Annotated in this window: 24 protein-coding genes; 2 read left to right on the forward strand and 22 right to left on the reverse strand. The window is 46.5% G+C overall.

What is annotated here, in order from left to right:
• Positions 1 to 65 precede the first annotated feature (65 nt).
• Positions 66 to 719: a DUF2179 domain-containing protein gene (locus J3A84_RS13510; protein WP_207600571.1), complete on the reverse strand. Its 654-nt coding sequence runs from the start codon at positions 717 to 719 to the stop codon at positions 66 to 68.
• A 186-nt stretch (positions 720 to 905) separates the two neighbouring features.
• Positions 906 to 1,340 (reverse strand): MarR family winged helix-turn-helix transcriptional regulator, encoded by a 435-nt coding sequence (locus tag J3A84_RS13515; protein WP_207600572.1) that lies wholly within the window; start codon positions 1,338 to 1,340, stop codon positions 906 to 908.
• 317 nt (positions 1,341 to 1,657) lie between these two features.
• Between J3A84_RS13515 and J3A84_RS13520 the strand changes: the two genes are divergently transcribed.
• Positions 1,658 to 1,924, forward strand: coding sequence for a late competence development ComFB family protein (locus tag J3A84_RS13520; RefSeq protein WP_207600573.1), 267 nt, complete (start codon positions 1,658 to 1,660; stop codon positions 1,922 to 1,924).
• A 90-nt stretch (positions 1,925 to 2,014) separates the two neighbouring features.
• Here J3A84_RS13520 and J3A84_RS13525 read toward each other — a convergent pair whose 3' ends face one another.
• From J3A84_RS13525 to J3A84_RS13565, 9 genes are all read right to left on the reverse strand, one after another.
• Entirely contained in the window at positions 2,015 to 2,245 is a 231-nt protein-coding gene (locus tag J3A84_RS13525) for a hypothetical protein (RefSeq protein WP_207600574.1), read from the reverse strand.
• A complete protein-coding gene (locus J3A84_RS13530) occupies positions 2,245 to 2,631 on the reverse strand; it encodes a VOC family protein (RefSeq protein WP_207600575.1) in 387 nt (128 codons plus the stop codon). The genes J3A84_RS13525 and J3A84_RS13530 overlap by 1 nt, the downstream gene beginning before the upstream one ends.
• A gap of 128 nt (positions 2,632 to 2,759) precedes the next feature.
• A complete protein-coding gene (locus tag J3A84_RS13535) occupies positions 2,760 to 4,220 on the reverse strand; it encodes an asparagine synthase-related protein (protein ID WP_207600576.1) in 1,461 nt (486 codons plus the stop codon).
• Between the two features lie 221 nt (positions 4,221 to 4,441).
• Entirely contained in the window at positions 4,442 to 4,897 is a 456-nt protein-coding gene (locus J3A84_RS13540; RefSeq protein WP_207600577.1) for a DUF2975 domain-containing protein, read from the reverse strand.
• A 175-nt stretch (positions 4,898 to 5,072) separates the two neighbouring features.
• Positions 5,073 to 5,639, reverse strand: a complete 567-nt coding sequence (locus J3A84_RS13545; RefSeq protein ID WP_207600578.1) for a DUF4256 domain-containing protein — start codon at positions 5,637 to 5,639, stop codon at positions 5,073 to 5,075.
• 114 nt (positions 5,640 to 5,753) lie between these two features.
• A complete protein-coding gene (gene chrA, locus J3A84_RS13550; protein WP_207600579.1) occupies positions 5,754 to 6,950 on the reverse strand; it encodes a chromate efflux transporter in 1,197 nt (398 codons plus the stop codon).
• A gap of 22 nt (positions 6,951 to 6,972) precedes the next feature.
• Positions 6,973 to 7,491 carry a DUF7000 family protein gene (locus J3A84_RS13555; RefSeq protein ID WP_207600580.1) on the reverse strand — a complete coding sequence of 173 codons (519 nt, stop codon included), beginning with the start codon at positions 7,489 to 7,491 and terminating at the stop codon, positions 6,973 to 6,975.
• 238 nt (positions 7,492 to 7,729) lie between these two features.
• Positions 7,730 to 7,879 carry a hypothetical protein gene (locus J3A84_RS13560; RefSeq protein ID WP_207600581.1) on the reverse strand — a complete coding sequence of 50 codons (150 nt, stop codon included), beginning with the start codon at positions 7,877 to 7,879 and terminating at the stop codon, positions 7,730 to 7,732.
• Positions 7,869 to 8,132: a DUF421 domain-containing protein gene (locus J3A84_RS13565; RefSeq protein ID WP_207600582.1), complete on the reverse strand. Its 264-nt coding sequence runs from the start codon at positions 8,130 to 8,132 to the stop codon at positions 7,869 to 7,871. The genes J3A84_RS13560 and J3A84_RS13565 overlap by 11 nt, the downstream gene beginning before the upstream one ends.
• 228 nt (positions 8,133 to 8,360) lie before the next feature.
• Between J3A84_RS13565 and J3A84_RS13570 the strand changes: the two genes are divergently transcribed.
• Positions 8,361 to 9,065: a ferritin-like domain-containing protein gene (locus tag J3A84_RS13570; protein ID WP_207600583.1), complete on the forward strand. Its 705-nt coding sequence runs from the start codon at positions 8,361 to 8,363 to the stop codon at positions 9,063 to 9,065.
• A 108-nt stretch (positions 9,066 to 9,173) separates the two neighbouring features.
• On the opposite strand, the gene J3A84_RS13575 is transcribed toward J3A84_RS13570, so the two are convergent.
• From J3A84_RS13575 to J3A84_RS13625, 11 genes are all read right to left on the reverse strand, one after another.
• Positions 9,174 to 10,307, reverse strand: a complete 1,134-nt coding sequence (locus tag J3A84_RS13575; RefSeq protein WP_207600584.1) for a plasmid pRiA4b ORF-3 family protein — start codon at positions 10,305 to 10,307, stop codon at positions 9,174 to 9,176.
• A gap of 50 nt (positions 10,308 to 10,357) precedes the next feature.
• Positions 10,358 to 10,672 (reverse strand): hypothetical protein, encoded by a 315-nt coding sequence (locus J3A84_RS13580; RefSeq protein WP_207600585.1) that lies wholly within the window; start codon positions 10,670 to 10,672, stop codon positions 10,358 to 10,360.
• A gap of 38 nt (positions 10,673 to 10,710) precedes the next feature.
• Positions 10,711 to 11,100 carry a VOC family protein gene (locus J3A84_RS13585; protein ID WP_207600586.1) on the reverse strand — a complete coding sequence of 130 codons (390 nt, stop codon included), beginning with the start codon at positions 11,098 to 11,100 and terminating at the stop codon, positions 10,711 to 10,713.
• 138 nt (positions 11,101 to 11,238) lie between these two features.
• Positions 11,239 to 12,588, reverse strand: a complete 1,350-nt coding sequence (locus J3A84_RS13590) for a dihydrolipoyl dehydrogenase family protein (protein ID WP_207600587.1) — start codon at positions 12,586 to 12,588, stop codon at positions 11,239 to 11,241.
• A gap of 398 nt (positions 12,589 to 12,986) precedes the next feature.
• Positions 12,987 to 13,502 (reverse strand): GNAT family N-acetyltransferase, encoded by a 516-nt coding sequence (locus J3A84_RS13595; RefSeq protein WP_207600588.1) that lies wholly within the window; start codon positions 13,500 to 13,502, stop codon positions 12,987 to 12,989.
• A gap of 450 nt (positions 13,503 to 13,952) precedes the next feature.
• On the reverse strand, positions 13,953 to 14,996 hold the full coding sequence (locus tag J3A84_RS13600) for an anti-sigma-I factor RsgI family protein (RefSeq protein WP_207600589.1): 1,044 nt from the start codon (positions 14,994 to 14,996) through the stop codon (positions 13,953 to 13,955).
• The gene (locus J3A84_RS13605; RefSeq protein ID WP_207600590.1) at positions 14,993 to 15,658 is read right to left on the reverse strand and encodes a sigma factor; all 666 of its coding nucleotides are present in this window, start codon (positions 15,656 to 15,658) and stop codon (positions 14,993 to 14,995) included. The genes J3A84_RS13600 and J3A84_RS13605 overlap by 4 nt, the downstream gene beginning before the upstream one ends.
• Before the next feature lie 307 nt (positions 15,659 to 15,965).
• The gene (locus J3A84_RS13610) at positions 15,966 to 17,321 is read right to left on the reverse strand and encodes a YjiH family protein (RefSeq protein ID WP_207600591.1); all 1,356 of its coding nucleotides are present in this window, start codon (positions 17,319 to 17,321) and stop codon (positions 15,966 to 15,968) included.
• A gap of 281 nt (positions 17,322 to 17,602) precedes the next feature.
• The gene (locus J3A84_RS13615; protein WP_207600592.1) at positions 17,603 to 18,337 is read right to left on the reverse strand and encodes a CBS domain-containing protein; all 735 of its coding nucleotides are present in this window, start codon (positions 18,335 to 18,337) and stop codon (positions 17,603 to 17,605) included.
• A gap of 130 nt (positions 18,338 to 18,467) precedes the next feature.
• Positions 18,468 to 18,923, reverse strand: a complete 456-nt coding sequence (locus tag J3A84_RS13620; protein ID WP_207600593.1) for a DUF2703 domain-containing protein — start codon at positions 18,921 to 18,923, stop codon at positions 18,468 to 18,470.
• A gap of 69 nt (positions 18,924 to 18,992) precedes the next feature.
• Positions 18,993 to 19,565: a sigma-70 family RNA polymerase sigma factor gene (locus tag J3A84_RS13625; protein WP_207600594.1), complete on the reverse strand. Its 573-nt coding sequence runs from the start codon at positions 19,563 to 19,565 to the stop codon at positions 18,993 to 18,995.
• Between the last annotated feature and the right edge of the window lie 259 nt (positions 19,566 to 19,824).

Genomic DNA, 19,824 nt, shown 5'->3' on the forward strand with positions numbered 1-19,824 from the left:
AGTGCCTTTTGCATAGGGAAAAGCCGCTGAAGCGTCCTGTCGGATTTCAGCGGCCATGATATATTCTAGTTCAGATTGTCTGGTTCGTCACTTTTTCTCAGTTCCTTCACTTCATGAAGGATCTTTTCCTTCTCTCTCTGCAGCCAGGAAGCGTCTTCTTCCTCCAGAATCGGATCGATCTTCTTCATCTGTCCCCGCAATCTGCTCTGCTTTTTCATCATCATCTCCATGTATCCGCCTTTGAATCGGGTCGGTTCATAGGCGAGAACGAAGGCCGACGGCTCGAACTTCTCGATATAGGCAAAAAGCTCGTTTTCTCGAGTCCTCTTGGTCAGTATGTCCAACCTGTATCTTGGACTGTCCTTCCCTTCTCCTTTGAATACCGTGACCCCGAATCCGCCATCGCGCAGTGCCTTGATGAAGGATTCATTGAGCTCCTTAATGTTCACAAGTATGGACGTATAGCCGATGGCGATCTTGTTTTCCACATGGATGCCCACGATGAGCCCTAAGGCGAATCCCAGTGCATAGACGACCATCTGGAGCACACTCTGTTCTCCGGAAAAGACGATGGCCAGTCCGAATACATAGATGATGCTTTCCAGAAATCCGAAGACCGCTGTAAGCAGGGTCAGTTTCTTCACCATGCTGATGGTTCGAAGTGCTAGCATGGGTACATAGGCAAGCTGCAAAACCAGCAGCAGAATAATATCTTTCATGATTCATCTCCTAATCTCTTTGTATAACACACTTTATCACGTTAAAATTCCAATTTCAAATAATACGATATTTAATCTCTCCATTTTTTAAGATCCTGCAGCCCATGAAAGAAAAGAAAGATGCCTGTATACGGCTTCTCTAAACCATGTACAGGCACCTTTCCTCTGATGCTCTGAAACTACTGCCTACTCCATCTGCTCCACATTTACGAGAAGCTTGTTCAGATATTCTTTCAGCTCCCTTGTATCTGCATCACTCATTTTCTCAAGAATCTGATCTTCCATTTCCTTCTGATAGGAGAGAACAGCAGATGATTTTATTTCAAAATCCGGAGACAGTGAAATATTACGTACTCTTTTATCGATCTCATCAATTTCACTGGAGATCAGCCCTTTGGACTCTAGTCTTTTGAGAATACCGATGATCGTCGGATGAGTCACCTGAAAATACTCTTCCATATCCTTCTGAGAAGTCTTTTCTGTCCTTCTTTCATAAAGATAGGCTAGAATCCTCCCTTGAGATAGTGTGATGCCATAAGATTTCAATCTTTTATTGGCTTTCGTCTCTATGGTGTCACCAATCAGTTTGATCAGAAAGCTGATGTTCGTGCTACGGTCCATAACGGTCTCCTAATTTTTCATTTGTAGTAATCTGACTCAGCCTGAACAATTTATGTCAACAATCCCGAAGATTCTTTTAAACAAGAATCCCCCTACAGATGCTCTAGCTGATCATATCATAACATATCGGCATAATCTTCCAATTATTAATCCTTAAAGCTGTTTATCTTTTGTTTTTATCTCGTATTTCTAAGTAGAGCCGTTTCTGAATATTTGCATACAAAATATATCTTGTACAGAAAATCTTCTGATGTTATATTATTTTTAACATGTTCCTTTATTGAGCTATATAATAAAAACAGCAAGGGGGGGATAAAATGCTCAAAAATCATATGGAGACCTTAGTGGACAGTCATCTGCCTGTCCTCATTAAAGACAGAAGCCATATCCGTGTGTGCGAAAAGTGCCAGAACGACATCAAAGCCATGGCGCTGAATCATCTGAAACCACAGTATATCATGTCCGACCGAGGGCTCATCTTCACCAAGATGAAAGAACTGGATCACCAGTTTCAGTCAGATATCATCCAGGAGCTTGTAAGAGCAATTCAGATTGTGGAAGCTCATCCAAGACATGAACCCTGAATTTCTGTCATTGAACGAGAACAACCCGAAGCAGTTGGAACAGGATCACTTTCCTTCCACTGTTTCGGGTTTTTAACAGTCCTTATTTTTCTACTTTTCGCGGATTTTAAGCACCTTCCAGAGCCAGTCCACAACATAGGCCAGCAGAAGAAACACCGCCAGATAAATCAGGAGAAATACCACGAAGTCCACCAGTCTCGAATAGGTAGCGATGAGATAGTCTCTGACGCCCAGTGAGCCAAGAAGACCGAAGGTCAGAAGATAGCTTAACAGGACCACGAGAAGATACTGCCCCTGATCCAGTCCCTTGAGTTTGTTCATCATGCGTCCTGCCCTTTCCCTTCCGCTTTCCTTTCCACCAGCTGGATTTTGAGTCCATTGGGATCCAGAATATGGAGAAAGCTCGTGGACGGATTGGGTGAATAGGGCCCTTCCATGATGTCAATTCCCTTCTCTTCCAGAATCTCCATCATCCGATCCAGAGACTCCACCTGGAACCCCCAGGAAATATCTGGTCCCACAAGGGTCGTGTTCTTATCCTTCACTTCGATGAGCTCGATCTGGGTCTCTCCCTCTCCCATAAATGCGATTTCCATACCAGAACCTGCCACAAACCTTCTGTTCACGGGAAGTCCCAGAACCTCTTCATAGAATGAAACAGATTCATCCAGATTCTTCACTTTTAATGTACTCCAGCAGAATTTCATATGATTCCTCCAATGATTATGATTTTTCTTTCCTTGTTATTCTAACATGGTTCATCCGTATGCAGCAAAGAAAAACAGATCTCCTTCTGTTCGAAAGAAATCTGTCTCCCACTTGTCTATGCGCTTTTCTAGATCACTTTGGTGAAATCAATGGACTTCTCCACGGAGGTCTGGGGGTAAAAGCTCTTGAAGATTCTGTAGTATAGGAGCTCTTCCTTGCTTCTCAGCATATTCCCCCCGGCTGTCACTCTGCTTTCAAGAAATTCTCTGTCTGAAATAGTCTCTTCTGCCACTTCAGCCAGTTTCCGGGAAGATCCTGCACCTACGCTGAATTTGTCTTTCTTCCTGTAGACGATCTCTTCCGGCAGCATTTTTTCATAGGCTTTTCGGAGGATCCATTTTTCCTGACCCTCTGGTCCGATCTTCATGGAGACGGGTATGCGCATGGCATACTCCACCATCTCCGGATCAAGAAACGGCACTCTTGCTCTGATGCCCTGAGTGAGCGACATGCGATCTCCTCTCTGAAGTCCAGTGCTGTGAAGGGTACCCAGCATATCCACCATTTCTTCCCTGGCTTCCTTTTCGTCCATGTCTTTGAACTGACTGTATCCACAGAAAAGTTCATCCGCTCCTTCGCCTGAGAACACAACATCCGCCTTTTCTCCCGCCAGCCTTGCCAGCATGAAGTTCGCCACAGAGCTTCTGACAAGAGCTGCATCATAGGACTCCAGATGATAGATCACCTCCGGCAGCACCGAAAGCATTTCATTCAGGTCATATATGTACTCATGGTGAGTTGTACCCAGATGCTTCGCGCAGAGTCTCGCATGAAAAAGATCTTCACTGCCTTCCATGCCCACTGCAAAGGAGTCCACGCCGCTGATTTTCTCCGCGGTGATGGCAGCAATGATGCTGCTGTCCAGGCCTCCACTGAGATAAACCCCAAAAGGCCTTTCAGTTTCCATACGTTTTTCCACGGCGCGCTCCAGATGATTCTGGATTCCTTCCAGCGCAGCATCAAAGCTTCTGATTTCATCCTCTTCTTTCTGGATGCTGTAATACTTCCTGAATCCTCTTCCTTTTTCATAGGTGGACCCGATGGGAAACTCCCGGAATCCTTTCCTTGCTGTGGCCATGGCTTTCATTTCCGATGCGAAAAGTATCTCTTTCTCATCCTCGCTGATATAGAGCGGTTCGATGCCGAAGGGATCTCTTGCCATAAGAAGGCCCTTTTCCTCGTCGTAAACGGCAAAGGCGAAAACGCCATCCAATAGCTTCACAAAGTCTCTTCCTCTGGTCTTATAAAGGTCCAGCACCAGAAGATCCTCTCTTCTCTCATAATAGGACGTGGGCTTTGAAAGAAGCTTCTGAAGCTTCTCAGCGTTATAGATTTTACCGCTGAAAAGCACCTTTTCTTTCTTGTCACTGCGAAACTCGGCCTCTTTTATGGTATCCAGTTCGATTCCTGTCATTCTATGATCTTTCATGATCTGTTTACTCCAGCCTCTATGACGCATAGGCTTCACCATAGTCTCAATCTGAGAAAGAGTGGTTCCGCTTCCATAGATGCCTGCAATTGCGTTCATTTATTGCCTCCTTGTTTTCCTTATCCTTTCCCGCTGAAAGGATTTCACTTCTTTCTATTATAACAATTATGCAATTGGATTTCATAAACTCGAATCTTTCTCAGCGGGACTGAAAAGCCATATCCTCTGGGATGCAAGGACATTCTCGAAAAAACAGCAGATCCCTCTGCCTATCAGTCAAAGAGTTCTGCTGCATCTAACTTCCTTATTCAGTTCTTCGATCAGGACCCGAGGACCCTGCCTGTTTCTTCCCTGTCGATGAAGAGCGTCAGGACCGCACTGAAGATGAGGGCGAAGAAGGCAGGAATCAGGAAGAAAATAATCAGTCCTGGTGCATCATCCTCCTGTGCCACCTGGAAGACGAAAGGTTCTGTGAAGACAAAGACACCGGCAAAGAAAAGACTTCCTTTTCTCAGTTTCTTCAGAATCCTCTCCTTTTCATCCGGGCTCTTTTTCCCCGCTACGGCTTCAAGAAGCCTATACAGGTGGCAGAAGACCCAGAACAGAGGAAGGAGCGAAACATAGACCCCCGCAATGACAGGATACAGCATCCATGCATAGACCGGATTCACCGGATTCGCTAGTAGACTGAAGACTCCGTAGCCAGCTAAGAGTATCAGAGGCAGGGTCACAAAAAGGAGGGACAGTTTCAGAAACAGTATACTCAATTTACGCATAATCGGATCTCACTTTTCTTATTTTTTCTTCATCTTACCACTGTTTTTATCGAAAAACAATAAAAATTTACCTATTAAAGAGAGTTTTATGATTTCCTGACATAGAAAAGGAAACAGCTATTGATGGGTATCATCAGTAGCTGTTTCCGCACATTCGTGAATGCTTTATCGCCATCTAAACCTTAAGGCTGCCTCGGAACCCCCTTACGCCGTAGTAGGAATCCGCTCCATTATGATAGATGAACACTCTGCCGTATCTTCGGTCACCGAAGAGAGCGCCCCCTAGTTTCCGGACGGATTCCGGTGTACTGATCCAGCTGGAGGTCTTCCTGTCGAACTCTCCCACAGACTGGAGCTGTCTGTATGCCTCTTCATCCAGAAGCGTAGCGCCCATTTCTCTGGCCATGTTCTCCACACTGGTTTCCGGTTTGTTCTTCTTTCTTTTCTCCAGTGCCTCTTCATCGTAGCAGATGCTTCTTCTACCCTCCGGCGTCTCTTCCGAGCAGTCCATGAAAGTATAGACATCCTTCTTCTGATCATAGGAGACCACATCCGGTTTCCCACCGGTTCTTTCCATGGCATGGAGCGCTTCCAGCTTCTCCGGATTCTTTTCAAGTTTACTGAGAACGTCTTCCCATTTCAGATCCTGATGTCTTTCCATATGCTTCTCAAATCGCTTCTCCAGTATTTCAAGGAGTTCCACCTTCTCGTCAGCACTCAGCTTTCTTCTTTTCGCGTCCACAGAGTATCCTCTCCTTTCACTGATTTTTCTTTTATTATACTGCCAAGCTCATTTCCCTTCAAATCAGAATGGAAAATGCAGCATCTGCTCCGCTGTTCCTTCTTATCAGCACCCTCAGAAAACAAAACCGGCGATGAGAACGCCCAGCACGATGAGCGGTGCTGGAATCTTTTTCCAAAAGAGCAAAGCCAGGGTGATGAGCATCACCAGCATGTTGTCAACTTCAATTCCGCTTCTCTGCATGAGCACCACCGCTGCCGTGGTAATGAGACCACCCGCCACAGCTGTGATCCCTTTCAGAGAAGCCTTGATTCCCTTAATTTTCTTCAGCTTCTCCCATACCGGATAGATGAAGTAGATGAGAAGAAGACCCGGCAGAAATATGCCTATGGCTCCTGCCGCAGCGCCCATGACCTGAGTGAAGGCCCCGGAACCTCTTGCTGCCATCCCTCCCGCATAGGCACTGAAACTGAACATGGGTCCTGGCAGACCCTGGACAAGACCAAATCCCGTGAGAAACTCCTGACTGGTCATATACTGATGAATTTCCACCAGTTCTCCATACATCAGCGGAACCACCACCTGACCGCCACCGATGACGAGATACCCGTATCGATAGAAACTTTCAAAGATATCAAGAATCCGGTTGTCGAAAATCCAGGCCAGAATCAGACTGCCTGCTGCAAACACCGAGAAGGCAATGAGATACTTCCAGGGCGGATCCAGTTTCACGCGGTTCCAGAGATCCTTTTCTCCGGATGCGAGGACTGTGACAACACCCCCCAGTACCAGCACCAGCGGATAAATCCAGGGCTCTCTGATGAAGTAGGTGGTCACTGCACCGAAAAGGAGCAGAACAAATGTCAGCTGGTCCTTCACCACCTTTCTTCCGATGCGATAAGCCGCCATGACGATGAAGGCCACGGCCATGGGACCGATGTAGCGAAAACCGTCCTGGGAAAGATTCCATCCCGCCAGAATCTGACTGAGAAAGGACAGAATCGTCATGACCACCACCACCGGCAGTGCCCAGACCAGCATGGTGAGCAGTGCCAGCTTCGGTCCACCCATCTTGTATCCGATAGAGACCAGTGTCTGGGTGCTGCTGGGTCCCGGAAGAACCCCTGTCAGGGCGATGAGCTCGATGAGATCCTCTTCCGTGATGTACTTCTTCTTCACCACCATCTGATCCGTAAAGACCCCATAGTGGGCTTCTGGTCCGCCATAGGCGCCCAGAGAACAGATGAGGACATCCTTCAGGAAGGCTTTCGTATCCACTTTCTTAAGGGGTCTGCCGCTTGTTTCTTTCATGAGATACCTCCATACGCAATATTCATCGTTTCCCGCTCCTGTTTTCAGAAGAAAGCTGATCCATGAGAACTATCATCTCCTGACGGAAGAGCAGGCATTTTCTTTCGATTTCATCCATGAGTTTCTTTTTCTCCTCAAAATCAGGCGTCTTGGAAAGAACCGTTCTTATGATATAGTCCACTCCATTCATTGGCTCGAACATCTCATATCCATAGGATTCCAGCTCTTTAAGTTTTTCCAAGGTCTTCAAGGCTGCCGATCTGTTGACGCCTGTCAGCCAGGCCTCAAAGAGGTTCTCCTTATGAAGATAAACCACCGCGATTCTGAGGTTTCTCTCTTTCAGTTCCCTGGGCGTGAAGGAAAAGTAGGTCATATCCATATACCCCTGATAAAGGCCGCCGATCTGATCCTCGGGATAGGTACGCTTCAGGTGCGTTTTAAGCCCATTCATGAATCCCATGATTTCTCCATAGGCTTTCTGAATCCATCCTTTCTGAAGCTGCTTCTGATATTCTTTCATGACATCCTCAATGGTTACCATGGCGATTCATCTCCTTCTCGATCCCTAAAGGCATTGATATACGCTGAATCCTGATTCACTCATAATATATATAGGATAGCATGGTTTTCTCTTTATTAGTTTTAAGATTCTGTTAGGTCGTTTTCAGTTTGTACTTTTTTCTCCAGCAGCACAGGATGGTTCAGTAACAGCTAGAGAATCCCTTTCAAGAGAATTCATGAACCGGAACCCTTGCTAAACGCAGGAGTTCCGGTTCATCTTATCTGGCTCCATTGTTCTTTGCTGGAAGAAGTTCCCCTTCCGCACTCAGAACCGGTAAGATTCCATCTGTTTCCAGCACCACTGCCGACACCTGCTCATAGTTGCCATATCCGGCATTTCGAACATGCTGATGGATCTCATCTTTCAAAATACGCTCCTTCTTCATATTCTTCTCTAGAAATTCCCTCCTGATAGTACAGAAGTGTCGGATCCGATTTGATGAGTCTTCTTATTCTTTCCGAACGCACGGCAGTGAAGGTCACCACGTACTGTAATAGAATCAGAAGTCCCAGGGCTGCCACCCCCTCCATAAGTGCAATGGAATTGTCCAGCATCACCGTGGCAAAGGATGACCCTAGAGCAACGGTGATGATCAGATTAAAAGCATTCATTTTAGACAAGGCTCTCTTTCCTGTCACTAAGAAAAAGAATGCGCAGAAAATACGTCAATGTACCTATGATAAGCATTCTAGTTACATCGGAAACATCTCCAAAAAATATATCTTTCATATTCGTTCTCCTTTCCACCTCTATGCAGACAGAAAGCCCTGTACTGCCTCAGGAATAACATTATTTCGACATGATTAAGGGTTATCCTTATAGTAGTACAAAACAAAGGAGTCGTTACCATGAAAAGAAAAGAACATACAATAAATTTAAAGAAACATCACAGCTTATACATAATCCTGGCAGCGCTGACAGTGCTCACCTTATCTCTTGCCACAGGATGTACTTCGAGGGAAGATGCGGAAACTATAACCCCTCCTGTAAGCACACCGGAAACCAGCGTGCCCGATGCAGCTACGGATGCGCCTCTCATAGAGCCTGGAAATCCTAGCGTGGATCACAATCTGGACAGCTCTCCAGATCCTGTGCCCGAAGAAGAGCTGGTCCTTTCCCGGGAAGGCCATGGTGCCATCGGCGCCCTTTCTGATGAGAATCTTACCCTCCTCGATATGCTGACCTACGCTGTGGAAGACGAATATCTTGCTCATGGAGAGTATATAGAGATCATGGACCGATTTGATGTAGAAAGGCCCTATGGTAACATCTCCCGCTCCGAAGAAATGCATCTTTCTTTTCTGGAGGAAGTCTATGGATCCTACGGGATTCCATTTCCTGAGGACACCTCTTCTGATCACCTGATCATTCCGGAGAACCTTCTTGAGGCTGCAGAAACAGGAGTCCAGGCGGAAATCGATAATATTGCCATGTACGAGAAATTCATGACCTATGATCTGCCCGAGAACATCTACACGGTCTTCGAGGCACTGATGAAAGGTTCTGAAAGTCATCTACTTGCCTTCCAGAAGCAGGTGGACAGACTGAAGTAGTCTAAGTTAAAAAGCTGAGCGGCACCCCATGGGGATACCGCTCAGTTTTCTTTACTATTCAGAATGTATTCATCTGTTTATCGCTGTATCGTGCACTGACTATATCTGTCACCAGTAGTATCCGAAGAGGGTGCGTCTCAGCCTTCTATTGATTTCTTCTTTGCTGTTCACTCTTTCCCTCAGCGGTTCTGCCCATTCTTTCATGAACTCATACTGAGGATGGGTCTTGTCCGCCAGAATTTCAAGATATTCTTCAAAGCCGCCAGGACCGCCCACATCCTCCGGCGGTCTTTCTCCTGCTCCATCCAGATAGAAGGGCAGTTTCTCTTCACGCATGGTGGTTTTTTCTACCTTAATCTCATGCTCCCAGTAGTCCCCCAGATCATAGATGTAGGTGATTTCTGAAATGTCGTCAGAAAGGATCTCTTCCAAAGGCAGAAACTGCTCCTGATAGAGCTCCATGGAATCACGCAGATCGGAGAACAGCCTGTCCGGATCGTCCTCCATCTGAATAATGATCTGCTTTCCCTGAGCATCTTTCATGAGAAACTCATGGAGATGATAGTTCTGCCAGTCGAAAAGCGTCAGAATCACATGACTGAGCTGCCTGAACGTATACCAGGAGGGAATGGAGACCCGTCTCCAGATATCTTCATAATCCAGTTTCAGTCTTATCTTCAGCTCATAATGCTGAAACTCCCTGATGGGACTGTTCTCCAGAAGAGAGCTGAATGACTTCTTAAGCTCGAGAAGCATTTCCTCTTCCGGAACCATCAGGCTGCCGTCTTTCATCCTGTGACAGCCCCTGTTGATCTTTGCACCGATAAGCTTCTGACGAATCCTTGAAGGGTCCAGATCATCACTGTACTCGAGGCTTCTTTTCACCATGGTGATTTTACCCTGAATCCTGCGGCTGGTTTCTCTTGCCAGAAGGATAGAGGAAGCGGCGTTGAAATATGACTGGATCACTTTCTCATTATAGCCATCGACCTTCAGCATTTCTCGTATGCCCAGTTCCAACTCTTCTTCGATATGGAGCATTTCCTTCTTTTTCAAGCCGTAAAGAACCACAGCATAGAGGGTCCGATCATTCAGCATGATTACTGTGTTTCTTCGATTCACTTTCGTCATATGCGCATGCCATAGACCCAGAGGATGCTGGGCCTCCTTCTGAGACTCCTCCAGCAAGGGCAAAGCCCTGCCCATTTTCTCTCCCATGACTTTGGTACACTGTATGATCATATGGTAACCCCTTTCAAGCTTTCATTTTACCTTGCCCTTCCTGGTGTTTTTCAGAATGGGATGTCCTCATCGGCTATTTCCGCATGGAGTTTCTCCCACCTCTTCTTCTCTTCCTCATCCATGAGCCCCTCTTCATAAGCCTGTTCCCACCTCTTCTTCTCTTCCTCATCCATGAGCCCCTCTTCATAAGCCTGTTCCCACCTCTTCTTCTCTTCCTCATCCATGAGCCCCTCTTCATAAGCCTGTTCCCAGGTCACCCCATAGGGAAATCCCCAGGACGTATAGCCTGCTATGAAATAGAAGGTTTCATCCTGCTCTATTTCCGGTTCCCGTTCCACTTTACTTCTTTTCTTCTTTTTCCCCATCTAAACCTCCGTGATGCTCCTCATTTCTGCTTCTGTATTCAGAATTCTTCAAGATACGCTTCCATCTCTTTTCTGACCATCTCTTTGTATTTCTCCGGTTCCGGTTCCCACAGCTCGATGTAGTTTCCGAAGGGGTCCGTGAAGTGGGCAAATTTCCCGTACTCATAGACGGATATCTCATCGGTTTCGAGACGATTCTTTCTCAGAATCTCCATGAACGCCGTGAGATCGTCCACACGGAAGTTGATCAGCGGCACATTCTCTCCTTCTCTCTTAAAAGACAGAAGCATCATCTGCTCTCCTTCCGTGAAACCGGAGCCGTACTCCGACATATCCATACCCAGCACCTCTTTATAGAAACTGTGGAGCGCTCCTTTCTCTCCTTTGAACTCCAGAAATAATCCTCCAACACCGACAATTTTCGCCATTGCAATCTCCTCCTCCGTTATGCCTTCTCTGCACTCTCCCTCTCAGGGCAGAAACCTCAGAGGGGTCTTTCACCGACTCCATCCGAGGCTCCGTATATAGTTCTATTACACATTACTGCATGATCTTCCGATTCTGCACTACTTCAGGAGGTAGGACAGATCCGAGGCGGAAGTGGGATAGGCGAAAATCATCTCTCTTACTTCATCATAAGGCAGGTCGAAGTTCATGATGAGAGCAAAATAGTTGATCATATCATCGGCATTGCCGCCAAGGATGTGCACGCCCAGGAGCTTTCCTGTCTTCTTGTTTACAACGGTCTTCACCATGGCGTAGGGTTCATTGGTTCTTCTGTAGGTGTACCAGTTTTTTGTCTCCATGCGATGAACGGAAACATCGTAGCCTTTCTTCACAGCGCTTTCCTCCGTGAGCCCTATGATGGCAAGCTTGGGCTCTGTGAATACCACAGAAGGCATCAGCCCGTATTTCACTTTCCTTCCATCTCCCAGATAGATGTTTTCCGCCGCCACCATGGATTCTTTCGCCGCCACCGGTGTCAGAGGGTATCCTTTGGTGGCCGACACATCTCCTGCAGCGTAAACCCTGTGGTTACTTATGCTCTGAAGATACTCATTGACTGCAATGCCGTCTCTAGTGAACTCCACACGGCCTTTTTCAAGGTCCAGGTCCTCTATGTCGGGTATTCTTCCCGCTCCATGAAACACCTGGTCACAGGTGAAGATGATGTTTTCTCCGTCCTGGTCCGCATAGACCTCATAATGGTCTTCCTTCTTTTCAATGAGGAACGGTGCGGCATTGAAATGCACACGGATGCCAAGCTCCTCCGACCTTTTCACCAGGAATTTCACCAGTTCCTGATCGAAATGCTCCAGCGCCTGGTCATTGCCTTGGAGAATGTGCACTTCGCTGCCGGCCTGTGCAGCGATATGAGCGCATTCAAAGGAAATGAATCCACCCCCTACAAAGACCAGTTTCTTCGGTAGATGAGGCAGTTCCAGAAAATCTTCACTGGTAGAGAGATGTTCTTCTCCAGTGAAATAAAGAGGCGCCGGTTTCGCACCAGTTGCGATTAGGAGACGGTCAAAGGTCAGTTTCCTGCCGTTCACCAGTACCTCATTCTTGCTGAGAAAGGTCGCCTTGCCATGATAGGTGTCTATGCCTGCGTTCTCAAAGGCATCCACCCTGCTTTGAGGCACCTTGTCGGTGAACGTCCGCTTGAACGCCATGAGCTCTTCCCAGTCTATCCTGCTGCCTTCTGTTATGCCCAGCCCTTTCATCCTTCGATTCTGGTCCATCAGGGCAGCCACCCCTGCAAGCACTTTCTTCGGATCGCAGCCGCGCAGCGCGCAGGTACCTCCGAATGGTTTCTTGTCTATGACCGCCACCGTCATGCCTTCTTCACGGCATTGATAAGCTGCAGATGACCCCCCGACTCCTGAACCTATTACAACCAGATCATATTTGAACATCTTATTCCCCTCCTGTAAGACTTTCCTGCGCAAAATGTATATGTGAGAAGCCCCTGTTTGTTAATAAAATAGCAATATCATACATATCACCATTTCATATCTGGTTTAATTATATTATCTAAGCCATTGAGGTTCAATGTATTTTTCAATAATTCTCAGAATTTATTGATATTATTTTCCTGTAATCATCATAATATTATCATTTCAATAATATTTCGTACTTACTTTTGATTAACTGCGAAATAGAATCATGTGTCTGTCCATGTCTTCTTTCCTATTCAGAGGAAGCCGTTCTCTAGGCTTTTATAGATGAAACCTACCCACAAGAAAAACCAGACAGAAGATCATGCAACAGGATCTCATTCTGGTTTTCTCCTTATCAGTTCATTTGAAGCTTGCTATTCTCCTGGGCGCTCCAGTTCCAGTTCAAAGCAGAGTTCATCCTGCTTTGTATCCTCAAACCATTTCTTCCCGATGAATCGGAATCCATTCTTCTCAAGTATCCTTTTTGAAGCAGTATTCTTAGGATCCACGAAGGCACCGATTCTTCGTAGCCCAAGCTTCTCCTTTGCATACGCCAGGCAGCCTTTCGCCGCTTCTTTGGCATATCCTTTTCCCCAATGCGGCTTTGCAAAATGATACATAAGCTCCGCATCATACTCCTCATGAGGAGGATTGAATCCGCAGACCCCCAGAACCTTCAGAGTATCTTTATGAATGACAAGATAAGACGAGAACCCTCTCTCCTTCTGCATATCGATGTAGTACTGGAGTGAACGAAGCTCCTGCTCTCGCGTCCCTGCACCCCCGCAGTACTTCATCACTTCATCGCTACCCCAGATATCCATGAGCGCATCCAGATCGTTCACTTCCAGTGTACGCAGGATCAGTCTTTCTGTTTCCGTAATTTTCATGCAATCCCCCCTCTTCTTTTCTCCCATGCTTCTTTCTTATCTTTTACGCATACCACTTTCACGCTTTTCAGAAGGTGTGTTTTCCTGAAAAAAATAGAACCCCCATGGAAGCAGATCTGAATCCATTATATCAGATCACTGCTTCCTTGGAGGTTCTTATACAGTAAAAACCAGTTTCATCTTCAGATTCCGTCTTAGAGTTCGTTTCATCCATCACAGGAAGAAACCTTTTCTTCTGACAAACTGCAGGCCTGCTTTCACCAGTGGCCGCATCATGTTGCTGAAATTGTATAGAGTCAGATACTACATTGGGGTGTTTTCATCTTGTTTCCCTTCATGGGAAAGGCTATCTCTTTACGCACATCATGCATCAGGGCCAGCCTGAAAAGACTGCTGCTAGAATCGGCTTCTAAGGTCTTTGCCGATTCCATGAAACATGCATCCGGTTTTCTATCTGCCGTTATTTTCTTCCTTTTCGAGCCCACCAGGAACCTTTCCGTTGGACTTCCTTTCAGACTCTTCAGGAGTGTCCTTGTCTTTTTCATCTGCCGGGTTCTTCCGATCTTCTCTCTCTTTTTCACTGGCTTCTTTTCGCGTGGCTTTCTCCGCTTCTTTCAGCTGTTTCTCCAGAGCTTTTTCGGATTCCTTCTGTGTTTTTCTTTCCTCTTTTTCCAGTTTCTTCTCCTGCTGCTTCGCAGGTGTTTCTTCCTGGTCTTCCGATGGTTCTTCCACCAGGTCAGTCTGGTCCACCGCCTCTTCTTCCACTTCCATTTCAGATTCTTCAGCTTCTCTTGCCGCCTTGACTTCCTTCATGATCTCCTTGATGGACGTATCTGCATACTCGCTCGCATGTTCTGGTGCGATGCCTAGAAGGTTCACGATGATGTTGTATTTGCCAGGTGTCATGCCTTCGATCTCTCTGGCTGCCTGAACCATTTCATATCCGACTACCTTGGATGTCACTTCAGTATTCAGCTGGTCTTCTTCAATTTCTTCCTGCACAGCTTCTTCCAGTTCTTCTGCGGTTTCCTCCGCATCCTCGTTTTCTTTCGCAAGGGCCGAAATCAGAATTTCTCCGCCTTCTTCTTCAAAATATCCCAGTTCAGCGATCCGATCCACCGTAAGGGTAACGACTTCCGTGATGTTTCTGTTTTCGATATCCAGTTCATTCAGGACTTCCGCACCATCCTCATTGACTGCTTCCACGCCGATGACGCGATCAAACCTGTTCACTTCCAGCATGATTCCGGGATTCACGTCCACACTGACGTAGTAGTCCGCCAGGCCATAGGTATAGGCTCCGCCTCCCAGAAGGACAGCGAACAGAGCCGCTGCTGCCATGGACGCAAACCTTCCCATCCCCGAATTTCTCTTTTCTTTCATGGTTACCACCTCTCCAATTGAATGATTGCAGGCTTTCATTTTTTCAAAGGATCCGTCTTCCTTCAGAACCACTGCTCTTTGCCCTCTGATTTCTACAATTGTCGCTTTCATAATGAGCGCTCCTCTTTTATGTATTTCAGGTATTCTGAGAGAAAGGGATAATCCCCGGAAAGTATCTCTACCGCTGCTATTAAGTATTTACGATGACGGTCCAGAATTTTTCGGGGTACTTCCGCTTTTTTTTCGATTATTTTCATCGGCAGCTGTCTGGAAGCTCTCATCTCCCTGATCATCACAGGCTCATGAAGAAGATAACGCACTGCTCTGGCGCAGGCGCTGCGGGTCTTTTTCGCCTTCGGTGAACAGTTTGCCAGGTCCATGAAACTGAACCCGTACGCTCCCAGAATCGCTGTCATTGCTTCGATCTCGTTCTTCAGACAAGCATCATTTTCTTCCACCATGGCCTCCTCTTCAATAAAGTCCACAGGCACTTCCACGCTGAATCTTCCTTTGGTCCGGAAGTGATCCACAAGTCTCTGATGAATCATCTTTTCCGCAAAGGCCATGAAACTGCCGCGATCATAGTCGTATTTCGATACAGCACCGGAAAAGGCCACCAGTGCCACCGACCACTCATCATCACTTTTTGTTATATACTGTCTGGAGATTTTAGACGCGGTCTTCAGAATGAATGGTTCATGTCTTGTGATAAAGGTGGAAAGTTTCCCTTCGTCTGCTGTGGCTTCCACTGCCATCTGATCTATTTCTCTCACGGTTACTCCTCCAACTGCAGCTTTATTCTGTCAGGAATGCTCTATCCCCTTCTGTTTCCGTTCTATCGCATGTTTCATAAGGAATTATATCTTCATTTTCACGAATCGTCTATCCTCCACATTATGGCTGTGCAGGCAGACGATGCCTCTTCTCCCATGAACTTCAACAAAAAAATGATTCCCATCCCCGTTGGATGGAAATCATTTTCATCTTCAAAATCATTGATTCTGGTTCTCACCTGTACGCTCTTTCCTGTGCAGTCTATTATTTATTGCACAGTAGCATCTGTCACATTGTGAAATTTCATCAGAAGGACAGAACACCCAGGGCCGCCAGAAGGTTTGTGATCAGAATGAGCAGTGGAATGGACAGCAGTGTTCTGAAAAGGAACACTTTGATCACATCCCAGAAGCTGAGACCGATCTTCGTCTTCACCAGAATCATGCCTGTTTCAGACATGAACACCAACTGTGTGAAGGCCAATACTCCGATGAAGAATCTGGATGCTTCCGATACAGATCCCCCGATGAACAGTGCAGGCAGATACATATCCGCAAAACCGGCCAGAGATGCTGGAGCCATAGCCTTAGCCACTTCCGTGCTGTAACCGATGAGCTCATACAGATATACCAGTGGAGCACTTATGAGACTGAAGAAAGGTGTATATTCCGCGATGACCAGAGACAGGGTACCCACCGCCATGATCACTGGAAGAAAGCCCACATAGATGTTCAGGATATTCTTCAGAGATTCCACGATGACATCGGATATCCTGGCGGACCCGGCCTGCCTGATTGCAGAGTCGTAGGCATGCTGAAACACGGTTTTTCCCTCAGGGATGTCTTCCGTCACCGGTGTGACGCCTTCATAGTATTCAGGCTTGAACTTCTTCAGCGGCATTCTGGAAGTGATGAAAGCCAGAATCACCGTGATCAGTGCAATGGACCCGTAAAACACCGGGAAGATATGCCCGAAACCCAGCTCCTCCGCCACTGCGGAAGCAAAGGCGATTCCTACGATGGAAAAGGACGTAGCAATGATGTAGGCTTCACGCCTGTTGTAGTACCCTCTCTGATACTGGTTGTCTGTCACGACAATACCGATGGTTCCATCTCCCACAAAGGAGGCAATGGCATCAATGGTGGAATAGCCAGGTACTCTGAAGAGCTTCACCACAGCTGGCCCCAGAAGAATCCCGATGAATTCCACGATGCCGAAATGGGTCAGGAGTGGAAGTGCAAGGATCCCCACAAAGAAAGTGATGTACAGGGTGGTCAGAAGCCCCCCTTCGCCCGCCATGAGGCCTCCTGTATTTCCATCCAGGATCATATCTGCAAATCCGAAGCCCTCGAACCATCTGTTGATGACCATGAGATACAGAAAGGACCCGGCCACACGAAGCACGACATTCAGCGGCGATGCCTTGAATAACGAGTTGAGAAAGTTGCTGCTGGATGTATAAAACATGAAAAGCAGCGTCGCAAGCAGTACAATCCAGGCCACAATCACCGTGAATGTAATGAAGGGATCCAGGATGTTTCCCGTGACGAAATTCACAATGTGAGAGATGGCGATCTTGCTTTCTCCGTTGATGGAAAAAGGCATCAGAAAGAAAATAAATCCGAAGATGGACAAAAAGATGAATTTCAATTTATTAATCATTACTAACCTCCATTTCTTAAGCAGATTATAAAATAACATATACTGAAAAACGATGCAATAGATTTCTGCATATTTCCACGAAAACTTTGTATAATTATTCCTCGGTCCGTCCGATCTGTTCCTCTCGTTACCTTTCCTGCCTTTCTTCTCATAATAGTTCAGAAGGATTGCGTGAATGTGAATTTTCGCTGAAGGTTCTAATAATCCTGCCCGAAGAAGGAAAAGGAAAGCGCCCCCCATGATTTCATGAGCGGCACTTCCCTTTTCGCTGTATTTTTCTGTTAAACCATCTCGCTGGCCAGATCCCATATGGTGACCATGCCCAGAAGCTTTTCAAAAGGTTTCCCCTTCTCTGTGATGAAGACCACTTCCATCCTTCTCCTCTGGTCTCTGGTCTTTTTCAGTCTTTCTTCCAGATCCGCCACGGTCTCATGACGGGAGGCAAACTGAAACACTTCGCTGCGATGGGCTTCAAGCTTTGTGTATTCTTCCACATCTTTCATGATGAGCCCCTTGGTAAGATCCACGGAGCCATGATCTTTCAGATAATCGAAGATGCTCTCTTCCGAGAAGACCCCCACCAGCTGATCGTTGTAGAGCACCGGTGCATAGCTGTAGTTTTCCCTGGCCATGATCTTCATGGCTTTCAGCACCTCATACCCAGGCTCCAGTGTATAGATATCCTTTGTTTTCACCGCCAGCTTATCCAGTGCGTTGGGCGGATTCATCACTTCCATGAGAATTTTCTCATATATTTTCACCTGTTCCAGGTGAGGTTCGGCGATGATCTGCATCCCATTTCTGCCGAAATCATGGACAATGGCGTTTCTCAGTTCTCCAAAGGAATGGAGCAGTTCCTTGTGTTTCCGGAATGTGGCGCTTCGCTCCGCCATGCCGTGGACACGATGATAGTAGGTGGTGTTTCTGCGGTCACTGCCCAGATTCTGTCTCATATACTCGTCCAGCTGATTGTATGCGGAGATGAACCGGTCAGCATTGGATCGGACTTCACTCATATTCTGCACCTCTTTCAATTCTACTTTTCTTTTAATCATAACATAGAACTACGCCCTAGGAGCATCAGAGTTCTTCAAGAAAACCATAGAATTCTTTCTGGTACAGAGAAAGAGAGGCCTCCTCTATTTCTTATGGTGTGCAGCAGTCGGTTCCACAGCCGCATCCCTTACGATCCCCTGGAAGAACCATCTCGGCCGCTTCCTGTTCATCAAGACGCAGGACTTTATAGGCTGCCTCTCGGATCGCCTTGGCTGGAATATCTTCATACTCCACGCCTTCATAAAATACACTTCTGCAGTAGGATTCCTGATGCAGCAGGGCACTGCAGGATGCACAGTAATTCTCAGATACTCTGATATCCAGTAGTTCTTCCAGAGGAGTTCCATTGAAGAGGATGGTATTGGACTGTGTAAGCGCAATGCCGCCTAGTTTTGTATCCGTCCATGTAACACGCACGCCTTGTGACTCCAGTTTTCTGTTCAGTCGCTCCACTTCTTCCTGAATCGTTTCTCCCGTATCATCGCATCGGTCACAGGTCTCCCCATTCACATCAAGGTGTCTCCATTCAATAATCAAAATCTTCATTTTAAACCTCCTAAGCCGTCTGTAAAACTTCTATACTTTAAGACGGGGAAGTTCAGAAAAAGACCCGAATCAATCACATTTTCTGCAGATAAATTTTCCATTCTGGCTGTCCTTGTTCACAAGCTCTAGGATATTGCCCTGATGATCCAATCGGACATCGCAGCATTCCAGCATGGTTTCCTTGAGCTTTCTTCGCGCACGCTGGACTCTGTTTTTTGCTCCGGAATAACTCAGACCCCATTTTTCTCCCAGGTCATTCTGGGGAACACCTTTGAAGTCACTTTGGATGAGGGCCTCTTTGTAGGTATCCGGCAGAAGTTCAGCCATTTCTAGAAGACAGGCTGCTGTCTCACGGTTGTAGTTGGTTTCTTCAGAAACCGGATCCCGTTTGCTTAATGCTGTTTCTATATCCGCCAGATATGTCACTTTGTCTTTTCTCCGGTAGTAATCATAAATCACGTTGGTCGCAATGCGATAAAGCCAGCTCTCCATATTTTCGACTTCTGACATCTTTGCTTCAGATTGAGTGATCCTGACACCCACTTCCTGAAAAAGATCTTCCGCTTCAAATGCGTCGGACACTTTACTTCTGATATATTTTTTCAATTTTCCATTATATATTTCCCAGACTTCTTCTGACATAGGGGCATCTCCTTCCTTCTATGGCCACTGTCTCTGATGAATCTATGTAGAGGTGCTGAACTTTTAAAGGATTCTCCCAGTAGGAGGTTCTTCTTCAGGCACTGGCATTCTCTTGTGTGTACAATCTTAATGATTCCTGAGATTTATGTCAACAGCTCAGAAAAAAGAACGGAGTTGCTATCCCAGGAAATGAAATCAGAAAACAGGAACTCCTGAAGCGTATTCTTCTACGCTACGTTCTTCATGGATTCCTGTTCTT

Source organism: Proteiniclasticum aestuarii (assembly GCF_017368455.1).
GTDB lineage: Bacteria > Bacillota > Clostridia > Clostridiales > Clostridiaceae > Proteiniclasticum > Proteiniclasticum aestuarii.